The sequence below is a fragment of the Amycolatopsis sp. NPDC114484 genome, assembly GCF_055633755.1.
Genome location: NZ_JBVKDQ010000005.1, coordinates 436,852 through 446,282, shown reverse-complemented (window position 1 = coordinate 446,282; position 9,431 = coordinate 436,852). Strand labels below are relative to the sequence as shown.

The following is a 9,431-nucleotide window of genomic DNA, read 5'->3' as shown; positions in this document are numbered from 1 at the left end:
GTGCGGCGGTGCGGCGGTGCGGCGGTGCGGCGGTGCGGCGGTGCGGCGGTGCGGCGGTGCGGCGGTGCGGCGGTGCGGCGGTGCGGCGGTGCGGCGGTGCGGCAGTGCGGCAGTGCGGGGCTGGCGCGCCAACGTGGCATTGGGTGTGTCCCACGCACCTAATGTGGCGTTCGCATGCGTCGCACGCACCCAACGCCACATTGGGGCGGGGGCCGGGCGGGGCGGTCGTGAGGGGAACCCTGAGGGAATCAGAGTCCGTCAGGGTTCCCCTCACGGACGGGGCTGCTGTCAAGGTGGCGGGCGGTCCGTGAAGGGCTCTTTGAGGAAATCTGGTTCCCTCAAGGAGCCCTTCACGGAACGAGAGGGGCGTCAGCTGCGGATGTTGAAGGTCCAGCGGGCGTGCGCGCCGGGGCCGACGGTCAGCGTTGAGTGGCCCAGTTGTTCGACGTGCTTCGTTCCGGTGGGGTGGTTGAGGGCCAGGTCGATTTGACGCAGGCCGACCTGGTCCGCGGAGACCGTTTCGAAGCGGATGGTGGTCATGCCGTCGGTCGCGAGGGCGCCGGTCGGGAGTTCTCGTACTGTCATTCCTCCGGCGCGCAGCAGTGGCAGGGTGTTGTTGAGGTCGCGGGCGGTGATGCCCAGGCGGATGCCGGTGACGTCGCGCATCAGATGGTTGCGGTAGTCATCCGGGAGGTACCGGTTTCGGCTGGTGTCGCCGGGGTATTGCGCGGGGCCGGTGTTGCTGCGCGGGTCGGCGAAGTACTCCGCGCGGTATTCCATTCCCCAGGCTCCGAAGGTGTCGTACTGGTCTGTGGTGAAGACCCCGTTGAACCACGGGACTGGCTTGCCGTCGCCGAAGTCGCGGGTTTGCAGGAATTCCAACGGGTTCGTGATGCCTGCGTCGTGGAGGCGCTGGACCACTGCGGACAGCTGTCCGGTGTGTTCGACCGAGACTCCCAGGCCCGCCGAACCGAGGTCGCCGTCCTTGCCGGGGACGTCGCCGACACCGAACAGTTCCAGGTAGGTTTCGCGGCCCATCAGGTAGCGGCCGGTCCACTTCTCGCCGCCGGCGCCGGTCGTGGTGCGGACCTGGAAGTTCGCGAAATCCTTGAGGTAGGCCGAATGCTCGACGGCGTCGGCCGTCTCGCGGTCGAGGACGCCGTAGGAGTGGTTGAAGTGCAGCAGGGCCGGTTCTCCTGCCTGTGCGGTGCCGGTGCCGGTCGCGGCCAGGGCGAGGAGTACGGCCAGGAGCTGCAGGATCGTCCGGGTTCTTCGCTGTGTCGACATGGCGGAGGAGAGTATGGCGACCGCGGCCGGCTGGTGGGGTTTTCGGCGAAATTGACCGCAACGGCCTACTGAGAATGTCTTTCTCGTTGTCCGGTCAAGTGGAAATTAGTTCACTTGGAGCAGTGACAGTGCATCACATTTAGTAACAGAATCAGGTCCTCGTGCCACCTGATCGGGTGGCACGTCGCGAGGGCATCCGAAAGGACCTGTCATGACCACTCACCACTGGGGACCCGCCGGGAGGGCGCGCCGTCGCCTGACCGCGGCGGTGTTCGCCGCGGCTGCCGCCCTGCTCGTGGCGACCGCGCCGAACGCCGCAGCTGCACCTGCCGCAGCCGCGAGCACCTCGGCCGAGACTCCGGACAACCACCAGATGGGCGCGTCCATCCGGGCGCACGAACCGGGCGGCGCTGCGGTCGCTCCGGCGTCGGTCGAGACGACGACTGCGGGCATCGACGTGAGCAGTTACCAGGGCGCGGTCGATTGGCAGTCCTATTGGAATCAGGGCAAGCGGTTCGCCTACGTGAAGGCGACCGAGGGCACCGGTTACCAGAACCCGGACTTCACCCAGCAGTACAACGGCTCGTACAACGTCGGCATGATCCGCGGGGCGTACCACTACGGCCGTCCTGATATCTCAGGCGGAGCCGCGCAGGCCGACTACTTCGTCGCGCACGGCGGCGGCTGGTCGAAGGACGGCAAGACCCTGCCCGGCACGCTCGACATCGAGTGGGGGCCCAGTTCGGCCTGCTACGGGCTGAGCCAGTCCGCGATGGTGTCGTGGATCAAGGCGTTCAGCGACGAGTACCACGCGAAGACGTCGCGCTGGCCGGTCATCTACACGGCCAACAGCTGGTGGACCCAGTGCACCGGCAACAGGGGCGACTTCAGCTCGACCAACCCGCTGTGGGTGGCGGCGTACTCGTCGTCGCCGGGCACGCTGCCCTACGCCTGGGGCTTCTACACGTTCTGGCAGTACACCTCGACGCCGCTCGACCAGGACTACTTCAGCGCCGGTCTTGACCGGCTGAAGGTGCTGGCCACCGGCTGATCCGGTCCCGTCCGGGAGCCCCGCGCTCCCGGACGGGCCTTTCAGGACCCCGCCAGCACCTCCATGACCGCGCCGACGATTCGCCGGGTCTGCGGCTGGCACGCCGCCCACGTCGTCAGCGGGACGCTCGGCTCGACCAGTTCGCTCCACGCCCAGCCGGGCAGCATCCGGTTCGCGCTGGGCCGGCTCAGCAGCACCGCGTCCGCCTCGACGGCCTCCGCGCAGGCCAGCGCGTTCTCGTTGAACCGCGCGAGCCGCCAGTTCGGCGACACCCCGAGCCCGTGCGCCGCCGCGAGCATCTGGTCGTGCCCGGCCGGGACCTGCGCCCGCGAATGCGCGAGCACCCGGACGTCGTCGAGATCCCGCAACCGGCACTTCGCGCGGCCGAAAAGCGCGTGCCCAGGCCGGATCGCGACCCCGAACGGAAGCTCGAACAGCAACCGCCCGTGCAAGGTGGACGGCGGGTTCTGGTGGACCAGCCCGATGTCGATCCGCCCTTCGCTGAGCATCCGGAGCTGTTCGGTGCTGCTGGCGTCCAGGAACGACAACGCCGCGTCCGGCACCTGGCGGCGGATCTCCGTCAGCGCGGCGAGCACCCAGTCCTGCGGAATCCCCGGCGGCAACGCGATCTCGACCTGTTCCTTGACCGGCGCCGCGGACCGCGTGACCTCCCGCGTCGCGTCGGCGAGCCGCAGCAGCTGCCGGGCGTGCTCGTGCAACGCGCGCCCGGCCACCGTCGCCTGGACGCCGGTCGGGACCCGATCGAACAACGGCGTCCCGAGCTCGCGTTCGAGGACACGGATCTGCCGGGTCAGCGCGGGCTGCGAGATCAGCAGCGACCCGGCCGCCCGGCTGATCGACCCCTCGGTGAAGACGGCGACGAAGTACCGCAGCTGACGCAGTTCCATACCCTGGGGTTATACCCCCTTCGTTTGCACCGCGGCGCCCGACGGCGGACGCTGGTGGCGACGGGAGCCCCAGATGCCGGAAGGAGCCGCTGCCCCGATGAGCGAACGCCGAGTCCGGGTACGCCGGGTCTACGACGATGCGGAGTCCACCGACGGCTCGCGGATCCTGGTCGACCGGCTGTGGCCGCGCGGGCTGAGCAAGGACCGCGCCCGCCTGGACGACTGGCTCAAGCAGATCTCCCCGTCGACGGAACTGCGCAAGTGGTACGCGCACGATCCGGAGCGCTACGACGAATTCGCGGAACGCTACCGCGCGGAATTGGAAGAACCGGAACGCGCGGAAGCTCTGGACCACTTGCGCGCCCTGGCCGAAAAGGGTCCGCTGACCCTGCTGACGGCGACCAAACGCAGCGACATCAGCGAAGCCGCGGTGCTGGCCGACTTGCTCGGCTCCTCCTAGCCGGTTCCGGAGGCTAGTCGGTTCCGGAGGTGTCGACCGGAATGCCGTTGCGTTCGGCGTACCGGCTGCCCCACTCGTACAACGCGGTCAGCGCGGGGCGCAGCTCGTCGCCCTCCGGGGTCAGCCGGTACTCGACCGTCGGCACCCTTCCGGCCACCTCGGTCCGGTCCACCAGCCCGGCGGCGGCCAGCTCCCGCAGTTGCGCGGTAAGCACTTTCTCGGTGATCGACGGAATGGCGCGGCGCAGCTGGCCGTACCGGTGCGGGCCTTCCTTGAGCCGCGCCAGGATCACCGGCTTCCATTTCCCGCCCATGACGTCGACGGCCAGCTCGACCGCACACGAGTAGCGCGCTTTCATTCCTCCATCATCGCCTGCCGCGGGTACGCACCGGCAAGTGCGTACTAGGCGACCGGCCGGTCGAGTGCTTGGCTGGCCCGGTGATCATCGAGTACATCCGGTACCGCATTCCGGACGGCGGGCACGCGGACTTCGAGGCCGCCTACCGACGGGCGGCCGAGTCGCTCGCCGCGGCGGAACAGTGCCACGACTACGAACTCGCCCGCGCCGCCGACGAGCCGGGCAGCTACGTCCTGCGCATTGTCTGGACTTCGGCCGACGCCCACCTCCAGGGTTTCCGGGGCGGGCCCCGGTTCGCCGCGTTCTTCGCCGAGATCCGGCCCTATGTCGAGAACATCGAGGAGATGCGGCATTACGAACGCACCGAGGTGGCCGGTCCGGGCGGTGCGGTGCCGACGCTCTACGAATGGGCGGGCGGAGCAGCCGCGCTGGCGAGGCTGACCGAGGCGTTCTACGCGAAGGTGCCCGAGGACGACCTGCTCGCCGAGGTGTTCGCTGGGATGAGCCCGGAGCATCCCGTGCACGTGGCGGTCTGGCTCGGCGAGGTGTTCGGCGGCCCGGCCGCGTACACCGCCGGCCACGGCGGGCACGAACACATGATCGCCAGGCATGCCGGCCGGGCGATCACCGAACCGCAGCGGCGCCGGTGGGTTTCGCTGCTGCTGGCCACTGCCGACGAGGTCGGGCTGCCCGCCGACCCGGAATTCCGCGCCGCGCTCGCGGGATACCTGGAATGGGGCAGCAGGCTCGCGGTGGTGTTCTCCGCGCCGGACGCCGGACCCGCGGGCGACCAGCCGGTGCCCCGCTGGGGCTGGGGCTCGGCTCCTCCCTGGAGCGGAAATTGAGCTCGGCCGCGGCCGAGCGGTGCTATCCCGTCCGACGCAACCGACGAATGATTCCGCGCACCATCAGCGGTACGCAAATCGCCGCGAACAAAACCAGCGCCGCCCACGCCCCGAATCCGCCGAAGCCGCCGCTTTGATAAGCGGCAGGCTCGGCATTGCGCCAATCCTTCGACCCGCCATTGGCTTCCGAAGCGTCCGGTCCCGAAGCCGACGACGCCCCCGGTCCGGCCGAGGCCTGGGCACTGGCGGAAGACTTCGGTCCTTCCTTCGCCCCGGCCTTCGGTCCGCCGCCATTCCCGCCGTGGGTCAACGCGTCCACCCCGCCCAGTCCGGCGAAGGGATCCTGCGGCGCGGTAGCCCCGGCGCCGAGGCTGCCCTGGAACGTCGGATTGGCGCAATTCCCCGCGTTCAGCTGTTTCGGCGGGCGCCCGGCAAGCCGCGCGTTGGCGTTCATCATCTCCTGCGACAGGTTGGGCGGCAGCGGGGAATATCCGATCCGCGCCATGTTGATCTGCCCGTCGCAGGCGACGTGTTCGATGAACGCGGTCATGGTGTCCGCCTTGGCCCCGTCCGGATACCCGCCCTTGCAGGTATCCCGCCCCGCCCCGCACGGGGTCATCAAATACGAATAGGCGGAAATGGGATACGTGGACGGATCCGGATTGGCGTAAACCCCGGACAGCTCCTGGCTGAGGTCCGGCCGCAGATTCGCCTTGGTCAACGCCGCCGCGATATTGGCCGCATACGGCAGGGTGTACTTCCCGGCTTGATTCTCCACCCACGCGGTCGGCGCGTTGTACTTCTTCGCGTAACCGAATTCGTCGTACCCGATGGAAAACGGGACGCTGCCGTTGGCCAGCGTCTGGGCGATCTGGTCGGAGTCGGCGAACAGCCGGTAGAAATCCGCGTCCGGCCCCCGGGCCGGCAGCTGGATCGGCCGCACCCCGGACGGCAGTGGCCCGATCCCCTTGTCGACATTGCGGGAGACGAAATCTCCGTACGGCCCGGGCGCGACGTGCGCCACGAAGTCGTAGAACAGCGCCGTCGTGCCGGACTGGCCGCTGCGGCCGACCAGGGTGATCGGCTGATCCGGCAGGGCGAACCCGCCATTGGTCGCGCTGATCGCCGGATCGCTCCAGCGGGTGATCTGCCGCGCGAAGATCCGCGCCACCACATCCCGGGTCAAATGCAGCGTATCGACGCGGCGTCCACCGGCGTCGGTGACGTTGTACATCACCGCTACCGCGCCAGCGACGTCCGGCACGTATTGATATCCGCGCTGCTTCGCGGTAGCACCACCGCCGCCCGCCGCCTCCAGCGAACTGACTTCGGCCTCAGTACCAGCGAAGTCAACGGTGTGATCGCCATACTGATTAACCCCGGCCGGAGACCCCAATGCGCTGTAATTGACCGGAATACCGCGCGAATTAGCGCCATTCTGCCAGTCGCTCATCGCGAGCCCGACATACGTGGACCCGGACCCGTTGACCTGGCTGAACGCCTCCGCGGCCGGGGCGAGCAAAACCTGACCGGCCAGCAGCGCCCCCGCGCAGCCAAGCCCGGCCCATCTCGTGCGATGCATCGAAACTCCCCAGTTCAGCCGAAACGGCCGTGGACGTAGTCGTGCGTGCGGCTGTCTTCCGGACTTTCGAAGATCTGCTCAGTCGACCCGTGTTCGACAACCCGCCCAGGCTCGTTCTCCCCGGCGAGAAAGAACGCGCAATGATGCGAAACCCGTTGCGCCTGCTGCATATTGTGGGTCACGATGACGACGGTGACCTCGTCGGAGATCTCCACGATCGTCTGCTCGATCCGGCGCGTGGAAGTCGGGTCGAGCGCCGAGCAGGGTTCGTCCATCAGCAGCACATTCGGCTGCACCGCGAGCGACCGCGCGATGCACAACCGCTGCTGCTGCCCGCCGGACAGCGCGCCGCCGGGGGAGTTCAGCCGGTCCCGGACCTCCCGCCACAGCCCGGCCCGCTCCAGGCTCTGCTCGACCAGACCGTCCTTGTCCCCGCATTTGACGCCAGCGAGCTTCAGTCCCGCGAGCACGTTGTCCCGAATGGACATCGCCGGGAACGGATTGGGCTTCTGGAACACCATGCCGATCCGCAGCCGGGCGTGCTGTGCGCGGGTGCCCTCGGCGTAGATGTCGGAGCCGTCCAACAGGACTTCTCCGGCCAGGCTCGCGGTGCCGACGAGCTCGTGCATCCGGTTGAGAATGCGCAGGAACGTCGACTTCCCGCAGCCGGACGGGCCGATCAGCGCGGTCACCTCGTTGGCGGGCATCGCGAGAGTGACGTCCTCCAGCACGAGCCGGTCGCCGAACCAGGCGTGCACGCCGCGCGCCTCCAGCGCCGCCGCGCCCGGCGGCGGCCCGCCGAGCACCCGGACGGGTTCGCGGGCTTCGAGGGTTTCGGTCACCGGGCACTCCTGGGTTTCGGGCGGCGCGCCGACCAGCGTTTGCGGCCGATCAGCCGGGTCAGGGCGAACAGCGCGAAGATCAGCAGGATCAGCACCAGCGCGCCGATGTACCCGCGTTCCTGCGCCGAGGCCAGCGGTTCTTTGATGTAGCGGTAAACGAAGCGGGGCAAGCTTTCCTGCGGTTCGCTGAACGGATTGAAATTCATCGAAAGCGTGCCAAAAGAAGTGAACAGCAGCGGCGCGGTTTCGCCGACCACCCGCGCGATGCCGAGAATGATCGCGGTGCTCACGCCAGTGCGCGCGGTCGGCAGCACCACTGACCAGACTGTCCGCGCGCGGCTTGCGCCGAGGGCGAGCGACGCCTCGCGCAGGCCGTCGGGCACCAGGCGAAGCACGACATCGACGGTGCGGGTGACGGTCGGCAGCATGATCATCGTCAGCGCGAGCGTCGCCATGAACCCGGAGAAGCCGAGCTGCGCGGGCGGCAGGATCAGCGCCGCGTACACGAAAAGACCGGCGACGACCGAGGGCAGACCGCTCATGGCGTCCACGAAAATCCGCACCGGACGGCGGAACCGGGACCGGGTCTCGTTGAGGAACACCGCGGTGAGCACGCCGAGCGGAACGACGAAGACGAGCGCGAGCGCCGTCTGTTCCAGCGTCCCGACGATCGCGTGCAGACCGCCGGTCGCCGTCGCCGGATCGGTCGGAGCGACGGCCGACATGTCGTGCCCGAAAAACGCCAGCCGCAGGCTCGGCACGCCCTTGAGGACGATGTAGCCGAGCAGGAACAGCAACGGGATCAGCAGGCCGACCGCGCCGCTCACCACGACCGCGGACACCAGCTTGTCGACCGCGGCGAGCCGGCCGAGCCGGTCGCGGGTGACGAGGTAGAGCATGCCGAGATACAGCAGATAGGCCACGACCAGGTCGGCGAGCCAGCCCGGCGACGCCAGCAGCTGATGCATCACGAACCAGGTCAGCAGCGTCGCCGACGCGGCGCAGCCCAGCGCCACCAGCCGGTCCTGCGGCGTCGTCGCGGACGTCCGGCGGCGCACCGGAATCGGACGCACCGCCGCGATTTCCTCTTCGGCAGGGAATTCAGTGGTGGTCACGCGTCGACCCCCGCTCCGGAACGGCTGCGGGAAATGATCACCGACGCGGTGAAGTTGGTCGCGAGGGTGAATGCGAACAACACCAGCCCGGCCGCCATCAAGCCGCTCAACGCGGGCCCGGATTGTCCCGCGTTATTGGCGACGAACCCGGAAATGGTGGCGCCGCCGAATTCCAGGATATGCGTCGTCAATTCCGGGACCTGGGGCAGCAGAAGTGAAACCGCGATCGTCTCGCCGAGCGCGCGGCCGAGCCCGAGCATCGAGCCGCCGACGATCCCGCCGCGCCCGAACGGCAGCACGACGGTGCGCACCATGCCCCAGCGCGTGCTGCCCAGCGCGAGCGCCGCTTCTTTTTCCCCGGGCGGGGTCTGGGTGAAAACCTCGCGGATGACCGACGTCGTGATCGGAATGACCATCAGCGAAACCACGAGCCCCGCGACGAACATCGAATTGAACAGCACCGCGCCCGGTTTCGTCTCGAACAGCGGGAACCAGCCGAGATTGTCGGTCATCCATTGCGACAACGGGGTGATGTACGGGCGCAGGAAGCTGAATCCCCAGAGGCCGTAGAGCAGACTGGGGATCGCGGCGAGGAGATCGACCAGCCCGGTGAGGAGCCCGCGCATCCGCGGGCTGGCGTAATCGCTGATGAAAAGCGCGGCCAGCACCGAGAACGGCACCGCGACCGCGACCGCGATCAGGGCGACCACCACCGTGCCGTAGAGCAGGCCGAGAACGCCGAAACGCCCGGAAGCCGGGTCGAACTGGATCGTGGTGAAGAAGCCGAAACCGCTGGCCTCGAACGTGGGCGCGGACCGGTAGACGAGGAAGAACCCGATCACGATCAAGAGCGCGAGCACCGAAAGCCCGGCCCCGCTCGTGACGCGGCGGAAGAGCCGGTCGGCGCGCGAGGGCAGATCGGCGAGGACGAGACGATCCGGCGGCGCGGGGCCGGACGCGGAGGACGAGACGGTCACGGCAGC

At 68.7% G+C, this 9,431-nt stretch carries 10 protein-coding genes; 3 read left to right on the top strand and 7 right to left on the bottom strand.

From position 1 onward, the window contains the following. Positions 1–369: 369 nt before the first annotated feature. Entirely contained in the window at positions 370–1,287 is a 918-nt protein-coding gene (locus ACZ7SW_RS16805; RefSeq protein ID WP_470231296.1) for a DUF5829 family protein, read from the bottom strand. Positions 1,288–1,498: 211 nt separating this feature from the next. Between ACZ7SW_RS16805 and ACZ7SW_RS16800 the strand changes: the two genes are divergently transcribed. Further along, the gene (locus tag ACZ7SW_RS16800; protein ID WP_470231295.1) at positions 1,499–2,338 is read left to right on the top strand and encodes a GH25 family lysozyme; all 840 of its coding nucleotides are present in this window, start codon (positions 1,499–1,501) and stop codon (positions 2,336–2,338) included. 41 nt (positions 2,339–2,379) lie between these two features. On the opposite strand, the gene ACZ7SW_RS16795 is transcribed toward ACZ7SW_RS16800, so the two are convergent. Next, the gene (locus ACZ7SW_RS16795) at positions 2,380–3,246 is read right to left on the bottom strand and encodes a LysR family transcriptional regulator (RefSeq protein ID WP_470231294.1); all 867 of its coding nucleotides are present in this window, start codon (positions 3,244–3,246) and stop codon (positions 2,380–2,382) included. Between the two features lie 97 nt (positions 3,247–3,343). On the opposite strand from ACZ7SW_RS16795, the gene ACZ7SW_RS16790 reads away from it, so the two are divergent. Continuing rightward, positions 3,344–3,706: a DUF488 domain-containing protein gene (locus ACZ7SW_RS16790; protein WP_470231293.1), complete on the top strand. Its 363-nt coding sequence runs from the start codon at positions 3,344–3,346 to the stop codon at positions 3,704–3,706. A gap of 13 nt (positions 3,707–3,719) precedes the next feature. Here the strand turns inward: ACZ7SW_RS16790 and ACZ7SW_RS16785 are convergent, their stop codons facing one another. Further along, on the bottom strand, positions 3,720–4,064 hold the full coding sequence (locus tag ACZ7SW_RS16785) for a winged helix-turn-helix transcriptional regulator (protein ID WP_470231292.1): 345 nt from the start codon (positions 4,062–4,064) through the stop codon (positions 3,720–3,722). 80 nt (positions 4,065–4,144) lie between these two features. Here ACZ7SW_RS16785 and ACZ7SW_RS16780 point away from each other — a divergent pair, with 80 nt between their 5' ends. Next, a complete protein-coding gene (locus ACZ7SW_RS16780) occupies positions 4,145–4,909 on the top strand; it encodes a globin domain-containing protein (protein ID WP_470231291.1) in 765 nt (254 codons plus the stop codon). A gap of 22 nt (positions 4,910–4,931) precedes the next feature. On the opposite strand, the gene ACZ7SW_RS16775 is transcribed toward ACZ7SW_RS16780, so the two are convergent. The 4 genes from ACZ7SW_RS16775 to pstC are packed head-to-tail and all read right to left on the bottom strand — an operon-like array spanning position 4,932 to position 9,425. Further along, positions 4,932–6,491: a substrate-binding domain-containing protein gene (locus ACZ7SW_RS16775; RefSeq protein WP_470231290.1), complete on the bottom strand. Its 1,560-nt coding sequence runs from the start codon at positions 6,489–6,491 to the stop codon at positions 4,932–4,934. A gap of 14 nt (positions 6,492–6,505) precedes the next feature. After that, on the bottom strand, positions 6,506–7,297 hold the full coding sequence (locus ACZ7SW_RS16770) for a phosphate ABC transporter ATP-binding protein (RefSeq protein ID WP_470231312.1): 792 nt from the start codon (positions 7,295–7,297) through the stop codon (positions 6,506–6,508). A 32-nt stretch (positions 7,298–7,329) separates the two neighbouring features. After that, positions 7,330–8,448 (bottom strand): phosphate ABC transporter permease PstA, encoded by a 1,119-nt coding sequence (pstA, locus tag ACZ7SW_RS16765; RefSeq protein WP_470231289.1) that lies wholly within the window; start codon positions 8,446–8,448, stop codon positions 7,330–7,332. Further along, positions 8,445–9,425, bottom strand: a complete 981-nt coding sequence (gene pstC / locus ACZ7SW_RS16760; RefSeq protein ID WP_470231288.1) for a phosphate ABC transporter permease subunit PstC — start codon at positions 9,423–9,425, stop codon at positions 8,445–8,447. Before pstC ends, pstA begins: the two co-directional genes overlap by 4 nt. Positions 9,426–9,431: the final 6 nt, after the last annotated feature.

Coding starts and splice junctions, on each gene's coding strand:
- ACZ7SW_RS16805 (WP_470231296.1), bottom strand. CDS start 1,287: ATGTCGACACAGCGAAGAACCCGGACGATCCTGCAGCTCCTGGCCGTA.
- ACZ7SW_RS16800 (WP_470231295.1), top strand. CDS start 1,499: ATGACCACTCACCACTGGGGACCCGCCGGGAGGGCGCGCCGTCGCCTG.
- ACZ7SW_RS16795 (WP_470231294.1), bottom strand. CDS start 3,246: ATGGAACTGCGTCAGCTGCGGTACTTCGTCGCCGTCTTCACCGAGGGG.
- ACZ7SW_RS16790 (WP_470231293.1), top strand. CDS start 3,344: ATGAGCGAACGCCGAGTCCGGGTACGCCGGGTCTACGACGATGCGGAG.
- ACZ7SW_RS16785 (WP_470231292.1), bottom strand. CDS start 4,064: ATGAAAGCGCGCTACTCGTGTGCGGTCGAGCTGGCCGTCGACGTCATG.
- ACZ7SW_RS16775 (WP_470231290.1), bottom strand. CDS start 6,491: ATGCATCGCACGAGATGGGCCGGGCTTGGCTGCGCGGGGGCGCTGCTG.